This window comes from Synechococcus sp. BMK-MC-1 (assembly GCF_014279955.1).
In the GTDB taxonomy this organism is placed as follows: Bacteria; Cyanobacteriota; Cyanobacteriia; order PCC-6307; family Cyanobiaceae; genus Synechococcus_C.
In genome coordinates this window covers 1,988,802-2,006,359 of record NZ_CP047939.1, presented here as the reverse complement: position 1 = coordinate 2,006,359, position 17,558 = coordinate 1,988,802, and the positions used below count along the sequence as shown (strand labels likewise).

Below are 17,558 nucleotides of genomic sequence, written 5' to 3'. Positions count from 1 at the left end.
GGTGCGGCCGGCGCTTTCCATCTGGGCGATCAGGGTGACCAGGGCCAACCCCAACGCTGCACTCACGGTTTCTGTCCCACCTTCGGTTCGCTGCCGTTGATCAGGCGTTGCAGGTTGCTGCGATGGCGCCAGAGCACCAGCACCATCGCCACCACCGCAACCAGGATGTAGGGAGGTGTGCCGGTGGCGAGCACCATCAGCAGGGGCAGGCTGAGGGCGGCGATCACGCTGGCCAGCGACACGATCTTGCTCAGGCTGAACACGGCCATGAACACCCCGAAGCAGGCCAGACCCACCGGCCAGGCCAGGCCGAGAAACATCCCGAAGCCGGTGGCCACGGCCTTGCCGCCCTTGAAGCCCAGCCACACCGGCCAGATGTGACCAGCCAGCGCTGCCAGACCCGCCAGCACCTCCAGCCAATTGCGCATCAGCTCCATTCCCACCAGGCCTTCGCTGAGGGCTCTGGCCAATAGCACAGCTGCCGCGCCCTTGCCCACATCCACCAGAAACACCGCCAGGGCTGGGCCCTTGCCCACAGTGCGCAGCACGTTGGTGGCACCGGTGGAGCCCGATCCGATCGTGCGCAGGTCGATGCCTTTGAGCCAGCGGCCGGCGAGGTAGCCGCTGGGAATGGAGCCGAGCAGATAGCCCAGCAGCACGGAGAGGAAGCCCATCACAGCAGGTCGTCGATGTCGTCGGTTTCGCCGGGTCCGGCCGCAAAGGCCAGCCAGAGCGGGAACTGAAGCACGGGAATGTCCACCACCTGTTCAGAGGCGTCGATCAGGATCAGCGGCACCTCGCCCCGTTCCTCCAGGCGGTCGGCCCGCTCCACCAGGGCGTCGCCGCGTTCAAAGAGCACGATGCCGCTGTTGGGGCCAAAATCCTCCCGGCCCAGGCCCAGAGCATCCTGCAAACCTCGGCGCCAGTCGCCCAGCCGTTCGGGTTGGCCTGCCAGCACCAGGGTCTGGAATTGATCGCCGTAGAGCTCACCGATCACGGCGATCAGCGCGGCCGCCAGCAGCACGTTGCGGGGCCGGTTGCCGCGGCTGGGCTGGGCTCCGCGTCCCCCTTGATTGAAGAACCAGTCTTCGAGCACGGCGGTGTCTGCTGCATCCAGGCTGCGGCGCAGCTTCCAGGGGTCGGCGTAGAAGTCGGGCTGCTCCAGGAAGCGTTTGAGGTTGGCGCGGATCAGCTCCGCATCCGGGCGGAAGGTGTCGGCCAGCGCTGGTGTTGCGCCTGCGCTCGCCGCCTGATCGGCGGCCTCGGCCGCGGCCTGGGCGTCCAGCGGTGAGGGCTGCACCACCACCGGTTGGGCCACCAGTTCTAGGGTTTCCACCGACTGGGCCAGGCCCTGGAGGGCGCCGCCCAGGTACTCCTGGAAGCCCTTCACGCGCCGGGCGATCGCATCGGACTGCCCGGCAAAGCTGGCGGCCATCTCCGTTTCCAGCTGCTGTTTGCGCTGGGTGAGGGTCTCGATCTCCTGCTGCAGAGCGTCGCGTCGCTCGTGGAGTTCGGTGAGGGCCAGCTGGATCATGGGCCCATGGCCCTGGGGCTGAGGATCGGGCTCCTGGGGCTGGGGGTCGGCTTCCTGGGGGGCCGGCTCCTGGGGCGTCAGATCGGTGTCGTCAGGCATGGCGCACGTGTCCTGCGTCTATTCCAGCGGATCGCCGCGTGTCTGGCACGTGCGGCACGTCTTCGTAACGCTTGCGTTTCCTTATCGTTACGGTGGCGTGTTCTTGTTGGCTGTCGTTCAGGGCTTGGGGGTTTCCAGGGCGCCCACGCGCTGCACCAGCTGCTCGCGCAGCTGTGCTGGATCAAACAGGATCGGCAGGAAGTGAATGCTGTTCACCTCGCGGAAATAGAACAGTCCGGGCAGCCAGGCGGCGAACAGGCGCCAGCTCTGCCACTCCGCATAGGGAAAGCGGCGCAATTCCGTTTGGCCTCGCCACACCACCAGGGTGTCGGCGCAGAACTCCAGGCGCAGGCTGTAGGTCTGCAACAGCAGAAACAAGCCGAAGAGTGCCACCACCAGACTCGGCCAGGGGCGCAGCGGTAAGGGCAGCAGCGCTGCACCCAGCAGCAGAATTGCCAGGGGCAGCCGCGGGCTGGGGGCGATGCTCGCGCTGCTTGCGTCTGCGCTGGCTGGTGATGGAGAAGGGTCGCTCATGGGGGTGGGCCTTTAGCCGAAGAGGATCTGGGTGAGAACGGTGTCCATCAAGGCCACGGTCACCAGGATCATCACCACAGCTCCGGTGGTGCTGGTGCCCACTTCCTTGGGGCCACCTTGGGTGGTCATGCCCCAGCCACAGGAGAGCACGGCGATCTGCAGGCCGAACACCAGTGCTTTGATCAGCATGAAGGGAATGTCGTCGGGCAGTAGCCAGCTGCGCACCGACATCCAGAACACCTCCGGCGGAATGGCGTAGAGCTCGGTGCTGCTGATCTGGGCGCTCCAGATCGCCACACCGAAGAAAAGCAGGCACTGCACCGGTGCCATCACCACCATGGCGATCAGTCGCGGCACCACCAGGTATTCCACCGGGTCGGTGCGCAGCATCGTGATCGCGTCGATCTGTTCGGTCACCTTCATGGTGCCGAGCTGGGCGGCGTAGGCCGTGGCCACCTTGCCCGTGAGCAGGGTGGCGGTGAGCAGCGGCGCGATTTCCCGTGCCAGGCCCACAGCCAGCACGCCGCCGACGGTGGCATCGGCGCCCATGCTGCTGAGCTCCTTGGTCACCTGGATGTTGAACACCGTGCCCGCAGCCAGGGACGTGATGATCACGATCAGGAAACTGCCAGGACCGGCTTCCTGCAGTTGGTCGAGCAGGTCAACGGTGTTGATGCGGCCCCGGGCGGTGGCGGTGACGGCCTGCCCGCCGATGATCAGGCTGCTTCCCAGCCGGTTCAGCCAGCGGGGGGATTTCAAGCGGAGGCGGAACGGAGAGGAGGTCATGCGCGTTGCAGGTGGGCGCCGCGGTCGGGCCAGCGGCGCATCAGCAGAAGTCCAAACACCACAAGGATGGCGGGAATCGCGCCCATGCTCATGCGAATGGCCAGCAACGCCAGCGCCGGCTGCTCAATGAAATCCATCGCACCGCTGCAGGCCTCGCTGGAGATGTAGCCGGTGAACGAGAGCAGCACACCGAACACGCTCATGCTCACGCCGATGATCAGCTTCTGGCCAAACACCATCCAGGCGGTGTAGAGGCCTGCGGGGTGTGTTGGGTCAGCATCAATCGCGTCGGGCAGCAGCGACCAAGGAATCAGGTAGGCGGTGGAGGCTCCGAGGCCCACCAGCATGATCAGGCCGATCAGGGGAATCAGTTCAGCGCCGCTGCCGCCGTGCTGCAGGGGCGGAAACACCATCGACAGCAGGCAGGCCAGGATCCAGAGGCTGGCGCCCCAGCGCAGGGCCACCAGGCGCCCCTTGCGGTTCGAGAGCAGGCTCCAGAGCTGTAGGCCTGCCAGAGCGCTCAGCTGAAACGGCAGCAGGATCCAGGTGGACAGATTCGGAGGTACGTGCACCACTTGCACCAGCCAGATCAAGGCCACCACCTGCATCAATTGCAGGCCAAACCACAACAGCAGGTACAGCCCAAGCACCATCAAGAAGCGGGGGTTGGAGCGGATTCTTTTGAGTTGCGCCAGGGGTGGTTCGCTCTGGTTGCTCGGGCGTTGGGCCCGCTTGGCAAAGGGGGCCAGACCCCAGCAGCAGGCCAGGGTGGCCAGGGCGGCGATGGTGCCGGTGATCCGGCCCATGCGCAGGTAGCCCGCGGCGCCATCGCTGAGCACCACGGAGGCCACGACCAAGCCGCTGAGGCCCGCCAGGATCGACCCGGTGAAGCGCGCGGCGTTCAGGCGGGTGCGGATGGCGGTGTCGGGGGTGAGTTCGGTGGAGAGGGCTGCATAGGGCAGATTCACGCTGGTGTAAGCGCTCATCAGCAGGATCGCCATCACCACGTAATAGAGCGTGCGCTGGGTTAAGTCCCCCTCGGGGACCCACCACATCGCGGCCAGGCTGATGCCCAGCGGCAAGGCGGCCCCAAGCATCCAGGGGATCCGCGGCCCCCAGCGGCTTTGGGTGTGATCGCTCATCCAGCCGATCAGGGGGTCGTTGATCGCATCCCACACCTTGATCACCGTGAGCAGCGAGCCAGCGATGAACGCAGGCAGTCCGGCTGCGCAGGTGAAGAACGGAAAGAGGTAGAACCCGAGTTGCGTGGCGGCCAGTCCGGTGCCGGCATCCCCCAGGCCGTAGGCCACCATCAAGCGTTGTCGGGATCCCCCGGGAAGGGTGCTTTTGCTCATCGGGCCAGGGGAGGGGGCAGGCGGACCGCCATAATGGTGAAGCATGCATCCAGGAACACCACCCAACGCGGGTGAACTGGTTCGGATGTATTAATGCGGGCGTAGTTTAGTGGTAAAACCTCAGCCTTCCAAGCTGATGATGCGGGTTCGATTCCCGCCGCCCGCTTCCTTTTCTCGGTAAGAGTTTTCGGCTCAAAGCCCTTGCTGCGACTGGCGTTAGGGCTTCCAGCCTCTGCCAGCGCCTGATTGCCCGTGCCAGGCTGTGAGACGAAACATCTCACCAAACGTCTCACATGCCCGCGGCCCGTGACTGGGAGGACACGATCAGGGCGGTGGTGTCTCACGCCCTGTCTCAGAAGGGCTGCCGTCGTGGCTGGACGGTGCTCAATCACCGTGGTCATGCGCGCCTGAACATCGCTGCTGGGGCTGGACGGGGCAGGCGCCGGCAGGTGCTTCTTCCCATTCCGTGGGAGTGCGACCAGATCGACCACATCCGCGATGCGGTGGTTCAGGTCTACGAGGAGTTCCAGCAGGGCATCGAGCCCGATGCCTGCGTGGCACGCATGCCCCGTGCCGATGGATCGAGGGCCGCAGAGGGGGAGTTCGGTTCAGGCCGCGGTACTCAGACAGGGCACCCCGGCAGGCCCAGGCACAGGGGAATGGCGGCAGTGCTGGCCCCGGCGGACTGGGAAGAGCTGATCGCTGCTTTCCGGGAGCACAAGCTGATCAGCGGCGAGATCAAGCCGTCGACCTGGCATCGGGTCTACCGGCACCACATGAACCACGTGCTCGGTGTGGTGGCTGCGGTTACCCCGCCGCAGAATGCAAAGCAGCTGCTGGAGACCCTGGCCCGGATCTGGGCGGACAAGCCGGGCGGACGCACCCGCCAGATTCAGATTCAGTCGACCGCTGCGCTGTTGCGTTGGGCCGTGGCGGAGCGACGGCTCGGTGAGGACTGGGAGCCGCCTCAGGATCTAGCGGTGTTCGTGGGGCGTTCGCGTACAGCCAAAGCGATCACGACGCCGCTGGAGGTGAGTCACATCCAGGCGTTGGTGCGGGCCATCCCGGATGTTCGCTGGCGCTTTGCCTTTCAGCTGATGGCGGCTTATGGCCTTCGCCCAGAGGAGCTGCAACACCTGCAGATCCACCAGGGCCGACTTTGGTGCATGTATGAGAAGGTCGCCTCCCGCGGCAAGACCCGGCCAAGGGTGTTGCGCCCGCTGCCCTGTGATGACTGGGCAGACGGCTGGCGCCTGGAGGAACGCTTCCCAACCCAGGAGCTGCCGCCGATGCAGCCTGGGCTGGGCGGTGGCTACGTGGGCCATTACCTGATGAATCGACCGCTCTGGAAGGAGCTACGGCGTGAGTACGAGGCCAAGGGCGAGAAACTGGTGCCCTACTCCTGCCGGCACGGCTACGCCCACCGGGCCCACGTGATCTGCGACCTGCCGCCCAAGGTGGTGGCCGCTGCGATGGGTCACAGCGTTCAGACCCACCTGGCGGCTTACAGCCGCTGGTGCGGGGATGACGTGGTGGATGACGCCTTCGCCAAGGCGGAACAACGGCTGGGCCAGGGGCTACGTGCTCAGAGCTCAGCGGCGTAGTGCCGCACGGCCTGCGAGAACCTGCTCAGTCCTTGTTCCCCAAGCGTTGCCAGGTACTCCTCGATCGTCTTGGTTGGGTTCCTGAGGCTGGCCCGGTGCTGCCGCATCGCCAGGCAGACCCGCTCGGCATCCAGGTTCAGCTGATCCACCAGAAACTGATCGGGATGGCAGGCGCCAATGCCATAGCTCGCGAGGGCCTGCTCTGGGAAATCATCCAGGTTGAAGGTGATGATCAGATCGGCTCCGCACTGGATGGCGGCAGCCAGAACATGGCGGTCATCCGGATCTGGTAATTCCAGAGCTGGAATCAGGGACTGATGGCCCTCCACCAGCGCATCACGCACATGGGCATTCATCAGTGAGCGGGTGCGCTCCAGCTGCGCTCTGGAGAGATCAGGCCGGTTCCGCAGCACAGCGTTGATCCACTCCTCATGAATCTGGTTGCTCCAGCGAGCCCGGTAGAGATCTGTAAGCGCCAGGCGCATCAGCAGATCGCGAAGTGGAGCGGGGTAAAGAACGCAGGCGTCGTAGATGACGGTGAAGCGATTCACCTCAGTAGCCCATGCCCAGCTCCTGGGCCTGGGCCGCCAGCTCATCGAGGGCTGCGGCTCGCTGCTGATCGATGCCGTGCTTGTAGGCCATCAGGTCGGTCAGGCGGATGCGCCGGTGGGTGCCGACCTTGCGGAAGGGGATCTCCCCTTGCGTCAGTTGCTCGATCAGGAAGGGCCGCGACACGTTCAGCAGATCAGCGGCCTGCTGGGTGGTGAGCTCGGTGTGCACCGGCACCAGCGTGACGGCATTGCCCTGGGCCATCTGCACCAGGATTCCCTGCAGCAACTCCAGGACCGCGGCTGGGATGGGAACGGATGCGTGCTTGCCGTCCTCCAGATCCAGGGACAGGCTGGCCTTGCGCAGGCAGTGGCTGGCACGGAAGCCGGCGAGATCGCGCAGGCTCGCCCCTGCGGCCTCAGCCACCTCAGCCGTGGGGATCACGGGCTCAATGGAGCCAGGGAGAGCGACGGCCATGGGCAGGAGGAACAGAAGGCCACTTGAACCATAATCGAAATAGTCGCAGCAATCGCAGTATCCGCAAGGGCATCGAGGCAGTGCGGGCGTTGCCTGCAGGGGCCCAGGCCTGCTCAGGTGGGCTGCATATCCATTGCGGCCATTGACCTCTACAAGTGCCTGCGGCTCCAACCCGTAATCGTGGCCTCCACGTTCTCCAGATGCCACTGCAGGGGGCCTCGGCCCTGAGTGCAGCCCCAGCGGCGGTAGTGCTTGCCCGGGGTGAGCACCCCCCGAAGCCGCAGCTGGCGGAGGGTTTCGCGGCTCATCCCCAGCGCTTCACACGCTTCTGCCGTCGTGACCCAGACCCGCTGACGGGTTGGCGTTGTGGTGATGTTCATCAGCCCCCTGCCAGCTGGGCGCGGAAGCGCTTGAGGGTGTCGATCAGCCAGGAACGCCTGTAGCTCTTGACCTGACGTGGGGCCCCATCAACGAACTGCTGGCGAAGCGGCGGCTCCTTGCCAAAGTCCTCGCGGTAGGCCTCGGCCACCAGCATCCCGGCCGAGCGGTACTTCGTGCGCGGCAGCACTTGCTGAAACACCTCCAGCCAGGCATCGCTGAGGGTCAGCTCGTCGTCGGTGGGGGTGCCAGGCAGCAGCCCAGAGCTCACGGTGAGCAAGTTGCTGCGCACGATGTCTTTGAACAGGAGCTGGTCGCGTTCATCCAGGCCGCCGAGTTGCTCGAACAAGCCAATGCTGCGCTCCACCAGGGTGATTACCTCGGCTTCCCTGAGCTGCAGCGTGCTTTCCTGCACCGGTGTCGGTTGGGGATGCTGGATGCTCTCCAGGAACCAGCCGTCCATCCAGACCGCAAACGGTGCGCTGATCCAGCGGGCGAGGTCGACCGCGACCTGGGGATGGACCCAGGTGCCGCCGCCCTGGCCCTGGCGGGACTCGATCAGGTCAAACATCCGAATTTCGGAGGTTTCAGCCAGGGCATCGAGATAGGTCTGGCAGCGGTCGCTTTCCCGGTACTTCGACCATTGCTTGCCATTGGCTTTGCACATGGCGGTGGCATTGACGTAGCCATCGGTGGTGCGCCGAGAAATCGGCGTGCCGTTCCAGGAACGGGAGACAAGAGCCGGGTGATCTATTGAGGCGAGAGCTGCAGCGGAATTGGATGACGTCGTTGTCTTGTTCATCGGTCTGAAAGCGGTGTGATGGTGCTTGTGCTGGCTGGCGGCTGGGGCGGCACGGGCCCGGCGAGCACCAGCAGCAACGTGCTGAGCTGAAGCGTCAGCCCCAGCAGCCCCAGCAGGCGCATCGCGGCGAGGCTGCTGGCCGTGACCGCGACAGTGCTGGGCCGGCGGCTGCGGCAGAAGGCAGGCAGCTGGGGACTGGGCCGGTGAGGGGGCCTGCCCCTCCAGGCCCCGGCGTTGTGGTCCTGATGATCGAGTGGCATCAGAAGGGCGCCTCCTCGTCGTCGTCGCCATCCGTCGCCCAACCGCTGGCTGCCGCAGCGGCCGTGGTGGTGTAGCCGTCGACCTCCTCAAACCCGTCGGTGGGGTCGACCTGCTCGTAGGGCACGAACTCGACGACCTGGACGGCGCGGGGCTGGAAGGTCATGCCGCAGCCGTTCTCCCCGTCCCAGTCGTAGATGTCGAAGGCCACCACAACCCTGGAGCCGTTGCCGATGGCGGCGCCATCCCAGGGCTGCTTTTTGGCATCGACGATGCGGGGACCCTCAGACAGCGAGCCATCGCGCCGCTGAAACTGCGGCACCTTGAAGCGCACGACAGTGATCTCGCTGGGCTTCTCCTTATCCGCCTTCCAGGGGAAGCCCTTCTCGGCGCGGCGCTTGCGGCTGCCGTGCAGGGCGATGAACTGATCCTCCATCGCCAGCAGGAAGGACTGGGCCTTCTCGTCACCGTTGGGGAGCAGCAAGTCGGCTGTCCAGGCCTTGGGTTTGCTCTTGTCGAGCTGGTGCCTGGGGGTGATCAGGTGGGCCCAACGCACTTCAGCGAGGGGCGTGCGGAAGATGTCCTTAGCCATGGGGTGAATCGGTGGAAATGGGCTGTTGATCGAAAGGTGGGAGCGGCGGCAGACCAAAGCGCTCGCGCAGCAGGTGATGCACCGCGCCGCTGGCGGAGAGGTTGTGGCGCTCCATCACCTCGCGAACCCGCAGGTACACATCGGTGCGCACCTGGGTCTGGATGAAATGGCGCCCAGCCTGAGATCGGGGCTGCTCGCCGTAGCGGCGTGGCGGCCGGGGGCGATGGCTCTTGCTCATGGGCCTGGCTCCGCAGGAGCTTCCGCTTGCACCTGTCCCTGCGCTTCTGCGAGGAAGAGCTCGATGAAGTCGCTGTGCTGCCGTTGGGTGATGCGATCCCCGATGGAGCGGGCATTGCGCGGCACCTGAAAGTGCTCGCGGAAGGCTTTGGTCAGCGCTTGGCGACTGGCCTGGGGTAGTTCGAGGACGCGGCGGTGAACCTCACTGACCTCTTCAGGGGTGAGGGGAGCGAGGCCTGGATCACCGCCCGCAGGTGCCCCGTCACCATTGGCGTCAGCCAAGGGAAGCGACTCTTCCGGCGATGGGCCCTCGGCCTTCGACTCAGAGCAAGTCTGCTGAGCAATGACCTCACCGTGCTTGTCGTCAGACTGCTCTGAATCCGCAGAACAAGGCTGTACAGCCCAAGCCTGTGAAGACACAGGAATGCCCAGCAGCATCGCCAGCATCAGGCCGGTGGTTTCGGCCAGATCGCTGGTCTCATCAGCCCAGGACTCGCTGCAGAGGTCGGCTCCGGCGACATGCATCACCGTGACCTGCAGCCTGGAGCGGCCTTGCTGCTCACGCAGCTGGGCGGACCAGCTGATGCCGCGGCGGAAAGCGGGGCGGGCTGAGTGCGCCACCGCCGCCAGATCGGCAGCGGTGATGGGGGACACCTCGGCCTGGAAGCAGGCCAGGGCATGGGTGAGCTGTTGCTCGGGGGTGGCGTGGCCCAGGTCAGCCGGCAGGGGCTCGGCGTCCGCGGGCCTGGATGGTGGAACCATGGCGGATCGAATCGGGCGGTTGCCCGCTGACCCGAAAATTAGCACTGTTAACTGATAGCCGCACTGATAGCGGCTGTTAATCCCTAGCTTTTAGATTGAAACTTGTCTCTTGCCTTTGCGGCCGCTGGGCTTGCTGCCCTTCCTGTTGGCTGCCTCCCACTGGTCCAGCCAGCGCTTGGGCAGGTAGAGGTCGCCCTCGATCCACAGCGGGGCCAGCTCCTCAGGCTTGTAGTCGCCGAAGCCCGTGAGCACCGCAAAGAAGCGCTTGCGGTGCTCTTCGCTGGCCTCGACTGCCAGGGAGTTGAGGGCGTCACTGGGCTCAAGGCCGTATTCGTCGACCACCCGGCGCATCTGGTTGCGCCACTTGGTGGAGAGTTCCGTGGCCTTGCGCTGACCAACGGTCGGCGCCGGGGTGGTGCGGAAGGCCTCCGGCACCTCCCTCAGGCCGCAGTAGCAGGCCCAGAGCTCCAGCGGCGTCCAGGCCGGGCAGTCGTCGTCGCCCAGCGGGATTGCGCCCTTGAGCTTCTCCTTGATGGCCTGGCTTTTGACCGAGCCCCAATCCTTCTCGGCGATGCGGCGGTTGATTTCACCCAGTTGCCAGAAGGCTTTCTGGCGCAGCTCGCCGGCCTTGCCCTGCTCGATCACTGAGAGGTTGCCGTAGGAGATCGCATCGAACCCGGCCTCTTCCGCCCAGCTGCAGGCGGTGTACTGCGTCCAGCCGTTGGTTCTTCGCCAGTTCAGCAACATCCGACCGAACGCTGCGCGGTTCTCCTCCTGGCGCTCAAGCAGCTCCGCGTAGGTGATGGCCACGTTCAGGATCCTGAATGGAATTCCTCGAACCATACGGCAAACTTGGCACTCCTAGTCACCTCCTGACACGTCCTGGCATATCAGGTCTGATCATGTCCGAGCCTCTGCAGGATCTGCTTGGCAAGCTGCCCAGTGATGATTTTTCCTGACTCTGCCTGCAATTTCAAAGCAAGCGTGTAAGGGTGCTCGCCGGGATGGGCCTGCGCGAGACGCTTCAGCCGCTGCTGCACTTCTGCCGGATCCATCAGTGTCCCAGCGGCGCTTGCCTCGGCACGCCAAGCAACTGCTCGGCTTCCTCCACAGAGCGGCAGGCTGCGGCCACGCCGCCGAACTGCTTCACCAGCCGCAGGAAGGCCCGCTGCTCAGGGCTGAGCACGCCTTGGGCTGTCTTGACCTCCAGGGCCACAAACTGCGCGAGCTGCTGGCCGACCAGCTCTGAAGTGACCTCCAGCGACCGCAGCCCGATCAGATCGCTGCTGCCCTTGCACAGCCCAAAGCGCACGAAGCGCCCCTGCTGATCGACCAGGGCGCCGGTGTTGTTGCGCCAGAGCCGCACTGGCCCGCGGCCGCAGGCCAGGCGGATGCGCTGCTGGATTTCGTGTTCGCTGGGGGAGGAGGCCATGCCTCCTGTTGCCGGACTGGCCGTCAGCGATGGGCATGTATTCGCAGATCAGCGAATAGCTGCCTTGTATTGACAGATCTGGCTCGGCCGCCAATACGTCCTGATCGCGAACGGCGCGCCTACTCGTAGTGGGTCCAGAGGCGCAATACCTTCACGATCCGCTCCTCCTCCAGCACCTGGTAGACGAGCCGGTGCTGGATGTTGATGCGCCGTGAGCAGGCTCCGCGCAGCTCCCCGACGAGGGCTTCATAGGGCGGTGGCTGCTGATAGGGATCGACGGCCAAGAGTTCCAGCAGGGCCTGGGCTTTCTGCTTGAGCGCTGGAGAGGCCGAGGCGAGCTTGCGGGCGTCCTTCTGGGCCTGCTTGGTGAAGAGAACCTTCCAGCTCACCAGCCCGGTTTGCTGCTCAGCTCAGAGGGGTCCGTGGCCATGCCTTCCAGGATCGATTCGCGCATGCCAGGAATCGAGACCAGATGCAGCGTCTCCTGGATGGCCCGCCAGTCGTCTTCCGAGAGCAGGACAGCATTGCCCCGCTTGCCGGTGATCTGCACGGGCTCGTGGGACTGACCCACCTCATCGATCAGGGCGTAAAGCCGCTTGCGGGCTTCTGTGGCTGAAACGGTGGTCATGGCGTTCCTGCTGCCCGTACGTTAAAGCGTACTGCTTTTGGTCGTTGTGCGCTGCCGTGCCGCCCAGACGTGTCTGGCCCAGCCGGGTTTGTAGCCCCGCTCCTGCTCGCGTTGCAGCAGTTCCTCGTAGGTGCGGCAGCCCGCGGCCGGGTGCGTGCGCCGCGGTCGTTGCTGTTGCTGCCTGGGCTTGGGACGGTGGCGGGCTGCATCTGTGACCTCCACCAGTTCTCCCTCAACCTGCTGGAGCCCGCGGCGCTGCTCATCGCGTTCCTCGGCCAGAAACAGGTGGCCGCAGTCGGGGCAGGCCTGTGCCGCGCTGGGGCAGCTGCAGAAGCAGACCGGGCAGTCCTTGATCGGGATCGAGACACCCTCGCGGCGGCGCCGTCCGGCCAGGTTCCAGTCGCGCTCCTCGGTGGGCAGGCCGTGGCGATGGGCATTGCCGACGTGATCGAGGATCACCGCCTCGCTCTTCCCAGGCGCGGGACGCAGGGCCCGGCCGACCATCTGCAGATAGAGCGACAGGCTGGCGGTGGGGCGCATCAGGATCGAGCCGCCGACGGAGGGGATGTCGGTGCCCTCGGAAATGATCATGCAGCTGCTGAGCACCTCCACCTCACCGGTGCCGAGTCCGGCGATCAGGCGCTTGCGCTCCTCCGCCGAGGTGCCGCCACTCACCGCAGCGGCCCGGAAGCCAGCAGCGCGGAAGGCTGCGGCCATCTGCTCGGCGTGGCGGGTGGTGCAGCAAAAGCAGATCGCCGTGCCCGGATGGAGCCGGCGGCGGTAGTGGGAGACGGCATCACCGATGGCGGCCCGCTCCCCGAAGGCCTGGGCTGCCTGTTCCAGATCGAAGTCGCCCATGCGGCGCCGCAGTTTGCTGTTCCGGGCCCCTGGCCAGGAGAAGACACGGGGCCGGGCCAGCCAGCCCTGCTCCACCAGCCAGGCTGCTGAGGGCCCCAGCACCAGGGCCTCGAAATAGCCGCCGGCCTCCACGCCCAGACCCTTGCCGTCGAGGCGTTCCGGGGTAGCGGTCTTGCCGATCAGGTGAGCCTCTGGCCAGGCGTTGATGACGCGGCCCCAGACATTGCCTGGGACCAGGTGGTGGGCCTCGTCCTGAATGATCAGATCCGGTGGCGGCAGCAGCGCGAGCCGCCGGACCACGGTCTGCACCGAGCCCACCGCGACCCCGCTGCCCTGCAGCTGGTGACCGGGGGCGATGACGCCTGGCTCCAGGCCCCAGGCCCGCACCGTGGCGGTGAGCTGGTCGATCAGCTCGGCCCGGTGGGCGAGCACCAGCACCCGCCGGCCCTTGCTGGCTGCCCCCTGAACGATGGCGCCGATGGTCTGCCCCTTGCCCGCACCGGTGGGCATCACGGCGCAGACCCGGCGGTGGACCTTGAGGGCAGCGCGGAGGTCGGTCAGTAACTGCTTCTGGTAGTCGCGCAGGACGATCGGGGCCATGAACAAGGCGGCAGGCTTTGCGCTGAGACAGGCAACTCAGCAATGCCTAATTTACCAAGCCTTGCCGGTCACGCTTAGGCTGTGCTCAGAATTCCAGGTATTCATGGCCTCCTTTGCGTCACCGCTGAGCGTCTCTATTACTGAGGCGCAGTTGGCTTGGCTTGACCAGCGTCGCTCCCATGGCACCCTCAGCCGTTCGGCGGTGCTGCGCCAGGTGATCGACGCGGCGATCGCGGCAGAGCAGGCCGGCCTGGCCGTGCCGGGGCCACTGCTCGTGGCAAGCGTTGATCATCGTTGATCCTCAGCGAAACCCATGGCAACCAACGTGATGACGGCGGCCAATGGCCGCTGGCGTGAAATCCTTGAGGCGCTGGCAGGACTGCCGGCCGAGCAGCTCAGTAATCGCCATCAGCCCTGCCCCGCCTGCGGGGGGAGGGACCGGTACCGCTTTGACGACCGGGACGGCAACGGCTCCTGGTTCTGCAACCAGTGCGGCGGCAAGGACCACCTCGGCGGTGGTGGGACAGGAATAGATCTGCTGATGCGAGTACGCCGCTGGAGCTTCCGCCAGGCCTGCGAGGAGGTGGAGCGCTATCTCGGTCTGGAGGCGCAGGGTAACGGCCGGCATCGGCCCCAGCCGATGTCCAGTGGCAACGGCAGCGGAGGCAAGGCCCCCGCGATCTCAGGATTCCCCTGCCACGCCAGTCGGCCCTGGCGCCAACCTGAGGCGCCGCCTGCTGACGCCCAGCCGCCTGAATTGGATCAGGGCGCCATCGCCCAGTGGTGCTACCGCGACGCCAGCGGCGCCCAGTTGTTCTGGATTCAGCGGCTCTGCCCTGGCCGCAGCGGCCGCAAGGGCTTTCTGCATCGGGTGTGGCTCGATGGCGGCTGGCACCGCCCCAGTCGCCGCGATCCCTTCTCCTGTGATTGGCCGGCGCCTCGGCCCCTCTATGGCCTGCCGGGGTTGGCCCAACGCCCAGAGGCTCCGGTGTTGGTGGTGGAGGGAGAGGGCACGGCCGATGCGGCCGCGCTGCTGTTCCCTGAGCACGTGGTGATCAGCTGGGCCAATGGCTCCAACGCCATCGCCAAGGCCGACTGGCAGCCGCTTGCGGGGCGGCCTGTGATGCTCTGGCCTGATGCCGACGCACCGGGTCGCAAGGCCATGGCGCGGCTGGCCGCATTGTTGAGCGAGCAGGGCTGCTGTGTGCAGCTGGTGGATCCGCCGGCCGAGCTGCCGCAGGGTTGGGATCTGGCCGATGCCGACTGGGGCCCGGCAGAAGCGTCCGAGCACTTGCAGCAAGGGCTGCAGCCCTTGCCCGCAGTAGAGGAAGCAAGGCCAGCAGGGGCGTTAGACGCTGACGAGGGGGAGCCGGCTCCCGCTGACTCATCTGCTGGTGGCGGTGGCGGGGCGCCGTTCCAGTGCCTCGGCTACGACGGCGAAGCCAGCTACTACCGCTCCGGCCGCACCGGGCAGTTGTTGCGGCTCAGTCGCTCGGCGCACACCGCCACCCATCTGGTGGCCCTGGCGCCCCTGGCCCACTGGGAAACCCTCTACCCGAGCCGCACCGGCGTGAACTGGTCGGCGGTGGCCAGTGACCTCTACGAGCGCTCGATCGCCGCTGGACTGTTCACCCCCGATCGCATCCGCGGCCGTGGGGCCTGGTGGGATGACGGCCGCTCGCTCCTGCACCTCGGCGATCGGCTCGTCACCCCCGAGGGGGAGCACCTGATCACCACGCCCTTTCGCTCGCGTTACGTCTACCAGCGCATGCCGCGCCTCGATGGGCCCGGCGATGTGGAGCCCCTCTCGGTGCAGGAGGCGGCGGTGATCGTGAGCATCGCCAACCGCTTCCACTGGGATGTGCCCGCCTCCGGCACCCTGCTGGTGGGCTGGGTGGTGCTCGGGCCGATCTGCGGTTCGCTGCGCTGGCGGCCCCATGTGTGGCTCACCGGCGGTGCGGGCTCCGGCAAGAGCGCGATTCTCGAGCGCTACATCACCCCTTTGCTGGGCGACTTCGCCCTGCCGGTGAGTGGCTCGACCACAGAAGCCGCCCTGCGCCAGTCGATCTGCTCCGACGCCATGCCGGTGGTGTTTGACGAGGCCGAGAGCAATGAGCGGCCGGATCAGCAGCGGATGCAGGGGATCCTGTCGCTGGCGCGGGTGGCCAGCAGCGAGAGCGGGGCGGCGCTGCTCAAGGGTTCCCCGAGCGGTGAGGTGAGCCGCTACCGGGTGCGCTCGATGTTTCTGCTCAGCTCGATTGCCACCGCCCTCAAGCAGGGAGCGGACCGCAGCCGCTTTGCCCAGCTCACCCTGCGCAACCCGGCTGAGCTGCCCAAGGGCGAGCGGGAGCTGCACTGGGCCGCGCTCGATCGGGACCTGGATCGCCACATTTCCAGCGAGCTGGGGCGTCGCCTGATTGCCCGCACCGTGGGCCTGATTCCGATGATCCGTCGGGCAGAAGGGGTGTTCACCCGCGCGGCTGCGCGGCACTTCGATTCCCAGCGCCTGGGCGATCAGTACGGCACCTTGATGGCCGGCGCCTGGTCGCTGCTCAGCGATGTCGTCCCCACCCAGGAGGAGGCAGAGCAGTGCATTGCCTGCCACGACTGGGAGAGCTACAGCCAGAGCACCGAGCTCAGCGATGAGCAGCGCTGCATCCAGACGATCCTCCAGCACCAGTTGCGGGTGGAGTGCCCCGATCGCAGCGTCACCCGCACGATCGGCGAACTGGTGGAGCTGGCTGCCCACCAGGCCCATGACCTGGAGATCAGCGCCGAGTTGGCTGCCCAATCCCTGGCGCGCCAGGGATTGCGGCTGGAGCCTCCCCATCTGCTGGTGAGCAACACGGCCGAACCGATCGCCCAGATCCTGCGGGAGACCGCATGGGCTCACGGCTGGGCGGTGGTGCTGTTGCGTCTGGCTGGCGCTCAACGCCGCGGGCCGGTGCGCTTCTGCGGCGCCGGCATGGTCACGCGGGCGGTGGCGATTCCACTGGCGGTTCTCTGAGCCCGAGCGTCACAGTCATGACACCCCGCAACACCCCACCGTTATGCCCAGATCGACTGCAGCGCAGGCGATCCCAGTCGCTGTAACGCTGTAACGCTTTTCGACGGGGGGAGACACCCTCACACACACATCAACACCCATGCACACCTGCGCAAGGACACACTGCTGCTTGCTAATGCTTCTATTTATAGAAAGAGGGTTACAACGTCACGGGGTCTGCTCAACCCCTGCTCTGGAGCGGGATTTCGGCTGTGACGCCTGCTGTCACGGCCCGTTGCAAGGGAAACGGCCATGCTGACGGCGACCTGGCTGGATCCCATCCCCGGCCTCTGGCGGGATGAGGCAGCGCACCGCTACTGGCTGGGGGATCACCTGTTCCCGGTGTCGATCACCGGCGTGCTGGCCCATGGCTTGAGCGAGACCGCCAGACGCTCGATCGAGGCCAAGCGGCCGATCTGGGAGCCGCGCGGCACCACCGTGGATGCGGCCCTGGAGCGCTACAGCCAGGCCCGCTTCCTGGTGGGCAAGAGCGAGGCCGAGGCCCTGCTCGATTCCGAGACTCTCCCTGGCCACCATCAGTACCGGGACTGGATCCTGCCATTGCTGCAACTGCCGCTCTGGGAGAAGGTGCAGGTGATCGCCAGCGAACGGCTCAGCTGCTGCCTCACCCGCAACGTGGCCGGGGCCTTCGATGGGGCGTATGTCTCACCAGCCCTGAGTGAACGGCGCGGACGGGAGGTGCGGGTGCTCTACGACCTCAAGACCCTCTCAGCCCACGGCCGGCCCTATTCCACCGCCGCCCAGCTCGGCGGCTACATGGTGCTGGAGACCGCCCAGGGGAACCACTACGAGCTTGGCCAGACGATCTGGAGCAAGCCTGGCGAGGCGGCCGCCAGCACCTTCTACAGCCGGGAGCAGTGTCTGGCTGCCTGGGCCGCGGCCTGGAGCCGCTACTGCTCCGCATGCAGGCCTTTCTGAGCACAGCGAGAGTCTGATTAGGAATTAACAGCCGCTGCGATTGCGGCTCTCAGAGCAGAGCCCATACAGTGAAGACTTGGCGGGCTCT

General features: G+C 66.2%; 23 protein-coding genes and 1 tRNA gene. 5 read left to right on the top strand and 19 right to left on the bottom strand.

The annotated features are described in order from the left end of the window. Positions 1-62 precede the first annotated feature (62 nt). The 5 genes from plsY to SynBMKMC1_RS11365 all read right to left on the bottom strand — a co-directional run bounded on the left by plsY (position 63) and on the right by SynBMKMC1_RS11365 (position 4,308). On the bottom strand, positions 63-674 hold the full coding sequence (plsY, locus tag SynBMKMC1_RS11385; protein ID WP_186471829.1) for a glycerol-3-phosphate 1-O-acyltransferase PlsY: 612 nt from the start codon (positions 672-674) through the stop codon (positions 63-65). Then, entirely contained in the window at positions 674-1,633 is a 960-nt protein-coding gene (locus SynBMKMC1_RS11380; protein ID WP_186471828.1) for a DUF3086 domain-containing protein, read from the bottom strand. The genes plsY and SynBMKMC1_RS11380 overlap by 1 nt, the downstream gene beginning before the upstream one ends. 117 nt (positions 1,634-1,750) lie before the next feature. Then, positions 1,751-2,167 carry a DUF3119 family protein gene (locus SynBMKMC1_RS11375; protein WP_186471827.1) on the bottom strand — a complete coding sequence of 139 codons (417 nt, stop codon included), beginning with the start codon at positions 2,165-2,167 and terminating at the stop codon, positions 1,751-1,753. Positions 2,168-2,179: 12 nt separating this feature from the next. After that, on the bottom strand, positions 2,180-2,926 hold the full coding sequence (locus SynBMKMC1_RS11370; RefSeq protein ID WP_041428928.1) for an ABC transporter permease: 747 nt from the start codon (positions 2,924-2,926) through the stop codon (positions 2,180-2,182). Between the two features lie 23 nt (positions 2,927-2,949). Then, a complete protein-coding gene (locus tag SynBMKMC1_RS11365; RefSeq protein WP_186471826.1) occupies positions 2,950-4,308 on the bottom strand; it encodes an MFS transporter in 1,359 nt (452 codons plus the stop codon). Positions 4,309-4,403: 95 nt separating this feature from the next. Between SynBMKMC1_RS11365 and SynBMKMC1_RS11360 the strand changes: the two genes are divergently transcribed. Both SynBMKMC1_RS11360 and SynBMKMC1_RS11355 read left to right on the top strand, forming a co-directional pair. Then, positions 4,404-4,474, top strand: a tRNA-Gly gene (locus SynBMKMC1_RS11360). A 127-nt stretch (positions 4,475-4,601) separates the two neighbouring features. Then, positions 4,602-5,912: a hypothetical protein gene (locus SynBMKMC1_RS11355; RefSeq protein ID WP_186471825.1), complete on the top strand. Its 1,311-nt coding sequence runs from the start codon at positions 4,602-4,604 to the stop codon at positions 5,910-5,912. On the opposite strand, the gene SynBMKMC1_RS11350 is transcribed toward SynBMKMC1_RS11355, so the two are convergent. From SynBMKMC1_RS11350 to SynBMKMC1_RS11285, 14 genes are all read right to left on the bottom strand, one after another. Next, positions 5,894-6,463: a putative toxin-antitoxin system toxin component, PIN family gene (locus SynBMKMC1_RS11350; protein WP_222930364.1), complete on the bottom strand. Its 570-nt coding sequence runs from the start codon at positions 6,461-6,463 to the stop codon at positions 5,894-5,896. The two genes, SynBMKMC1_RS11355 and SynBMKMC1_RS11350, sit on opposite strands and share 19 nt — an antisense overlap. A 1-nt stretch (position 6,464) precedes the next feature. Beyond that, on the bottom strand, positions 6,465-6,938 hold the full coding sequence (locus tag SynBMKMC1_RS11345; RefSeq protein WP_186471823.1) for a helix-turn-helix domain-containing protein: 474 nt from the start codon (positions 6,936-6,938) through the stop codon (positions 6,465-6,467). A gap of 149 nt (positions 6,939-7,087) precedes the next feature. Then, positions 7,088-7,318, bottom strand: a complete 231-nt coding sequence (locus SynBMKMC1_RS11340) for a helix-turn-helix domain-containing protein (protein WP_186471822.1) — start codon at positions 7,316-7,318, stop codon at positions 7,088-7,090. Continuing rightward, complete coding sequence (locus tag SynBMKMC1_RS11335) at positions 7,318-8,118, bottom strand: KilA-N domain-containing protein (protein ID WP_186471821.1); 801 nt, start codon at positions 8,116-8,118, stop codon at positions 7,318-7,320. The genes SynBMKMC1_RS11340 and SynBMKMC1_RS11335 overlap by 1 nt, the downstream gene beginning before the upstream one ends. Continuing rightward, positions 8,115-8,378 (bottom strand): hypothetical protein, encoded by a 264-nt coding sequence (locus SynBMKMC1_RS11330; protein WP_186471820.1) that lies wholly within the window; start codon positions 8,376-8,378, stop codon positions 8,115-8,117. The genes SynBMKMC1_RS11335 and SynBMKMC1_RS11330 overlap by 4 nt, the downstream gene beginning before the upstream one ends. Further along, positions 8,378-8,968, bottom strand: coding sequence for a hypothetical protein (locus SynBMKMC1_RS11325; RefSeq protein ID WP_186471819.1), 591 nt, complete (start codon positions 8,966-8,968; stop codon positions 8,378-8,380). Before SynBMKMC1_RS11325 ends, SynBMKMC1_RS11330 begins: the two co-directional genes overlap by 1 nt. Beyond that, positions 8,961-9,206 carry a hypothetical protein gene (locus SynBMKMC1_RS11320; protein WP_186471818.1) on the bottom strand — a complete coding sequence of 82 codons (246 nt, stop codon included), beginning with the start codon at positions 9,204-9,206 and terminating at the stop codon, positions 8,961-8,963. The genes SynBMKMC1_RS11325 and SynBMKMC1_RS11320 overlap by 8 nt, the downstream gene beginning before the upstream one ends. Next, positions 9,203-9,967, bottom strand: coding sequence for a hypothetical protein (locus tag SynBMKMC1_RS11315; RefSeq protein WP_186471817.1), 765 nt, complete (start codon positions 9,965-9,967; stop codon positions 9,203-9,205). Before SynBMKMC1_RS11315 ends, SynBMKMC1_RS11320 begins: the two co-directional genes overlap by 4 nt. A 90-nt stretch (positions 9,968-10,057) precedes the next feature. Continuing rightward, the gene (locus SynBMKMC1_RS11310; protein WP_186471816.1) at positions 10,058-10,777 is read right to left on the bottom strand and encodes an XRE family transcriptional regulator; all 720 of its coding nucleotides are present in this window, start codon (positions 10,775-10,777) and stop codon (positions 10,058-10,060) included. 80 nt (positions 10,778-10,857) lie between these two features. Continuing rightward, a complete protein-coding gene (locus SynBMKMC1_RS11305; protein ID WP_186471815.1) occupies positions 10,858-11,022 on the bottom strand; it encodes a hypothetical protein in 165 nt (54 codons plus the stop codon). Continuing rightward, a complete protein-coding gene (locus SynBMKMC1_RS11300) occupies positions 11,022-11,399 on the bottom strand; it encodes a VRR-NUC domain-containing protein (RefSeq protein WP_186471814.1) in 378 nt (125 codons plus the stop codon). Before SynBMKMC1_RS11300 ends, SynBMKMC1_RS11305 begins: the two co-directional genes overlap by 1 nt. Before the next feature lie 119 nt (positions 11,400-11,518). Then, positions 11,519-11,788 (bottom strand): Txe/YoeB family addiction module toxin, encoded by a 270-nt coding sequence (locus tag SynBMKMC1_RS11295; protein WP_186471813.1) that lies wholly within the window; start codon positions 11,786-11,788, stop codon positions 11,519-11,521. Beyond that, on the bottom strand, positions 11,785-12,027 hold the full coding sequence (locus tag SynBMKMC1_RS11290) for a type II toxin-antitoxin system Phd/YefM family antitoxin (protein WP_186471680.1): 243 nt from the start codon (positions 12,025-12,027) through the stop codon (positions 11,785-11,787). The genes SynBMKMC1_RS11295 and SynBMKMC1_RS11290 overlap by 4 nt, the downstream gene beginning before the upstream one ends. Positions 12,028-12,048: 21 nt before the next feature. Beyond that, positions 12,049-13,485, bottom strand: a complete 1,437-nt coding sequence (locus tag SynBMKMC1_RS11285; RefSeq protein WP_186471812.1) for a DEAD/DEAH box helicase — start codon at positions 13,483-13,485, stop codon at positions 12,049-12,051. A 103-nt stretch (positions 13,486-13,588) separates the two neighbouring features. Here SynBMKMC1_RS11285 and SynBMKMC1_RS11280 point away from each other — a divergent pair, with 103 nt between their 5' ends. The 3 genes from SynBMKMC1_RS11280 to SynBMKMC1_RS11270 all read left to right on the top strand — a co-directional run bounded on the left by SynBMKMC1_RS11280 (position 13,589) and on the right by SynBMKMC1_RS11270 (position 17,470). Next, positions 13,589-13,783: a hypothetical protein gene (locus SynBMKMC1_RS11280; RefSeq protein WP_186471811.1), complete on the top strand. Its 195-nt coding sequence runs from the start codon at positions 13,589-13,591 to the stop codon at positions 13,781-13,783. A 15-nt stretch (positions 13,784-13,798) separates the two neighbouring features. Further along, positions 13,799-16,492, top strand: coding sequence for a primase-helicase zinc-binding domain-containing protein (locus SynBMKMC1_RS11275; protein ID WP_186471810.1), 2,694 nt, complete (start codon positions 13,799-13,801; stop codon positions 16,490-16,492). 291 nt (positions 16,493-16,783) lie between these two features. Then, positions 16,784-17,470 carry a hypothetical protein gene (locus SynBMKMC1_RS11270; protein ID WP_186471809.1) on the top strand — a complete coding sequence of 229 codons (687 nt, stop codon included), beginning with the start codon at positions 16,784-16,786 and terminating at the stop codon, positions 17,468-17,470. The last annotated feature ends 88 nt before the right edge of the window (positions 17,471-17,558 follow it).